This window comes from Bradyrhizobium uaiense (genome assembly GCF_010811875.1).
Classification (GTDB): domain Bacteria; phylum Pseudomonadota; class Alphaproteobacteria; order Rhizobiales; family Xanthobacteraceae; genus Bradyrhizobium; species Bradyrhizobium uaiense.
In genome coordinates, this window is the sequence record NZ_VKHP01000625.1 from 1 (window position 1) to 362 (window position 362).

1 protein-coding gene is annotated in these 362 nt (G+C 53.6%); it reads left to right on the forward strand.

Annotated elements, in window-relative coordinates:
* The coding region (locus FNJ47_RS46795) for a type 2 periplasmic-binding domain-containing protein (RefSeq protein WP_488226112.1) at positions 1-362 on the forward strand (362 nt) is incomplete at both ends.

Below are 362 nucleotides of genomic sequence, written 5' to 3' on the forward strand. Positions count from 1 at the left end.
GCTCATATCAGCACACACAAATGGCTTCGTCACGGTAAGGACGTCTTTCGACAACGAGCTGAAAATCTCTTCAGCTGAGATGATCGGCGCAGCTCGCGATGGTCGGGTCACAGGCGGTGATGCATTTGCAGCCTCACTGGAAAAAGCTGATCCCGTTTTTGGTTTGCCGACATTGCCATTCCTGGTGCAATCGTTCGAAGTTGCGCGCGCTTTGAATACAAGGGCACGGCCACTATATGAGAAAGCCCTCGAGGCGCAGAATTTGAAGCTTTTGTACATGACGATCTGGCCGGCGACGGGCCTCTGGTCGGATCGAGCGCTAAACAGCGCGAATGACCTTAACGCATTGGTGGTCAGGACCT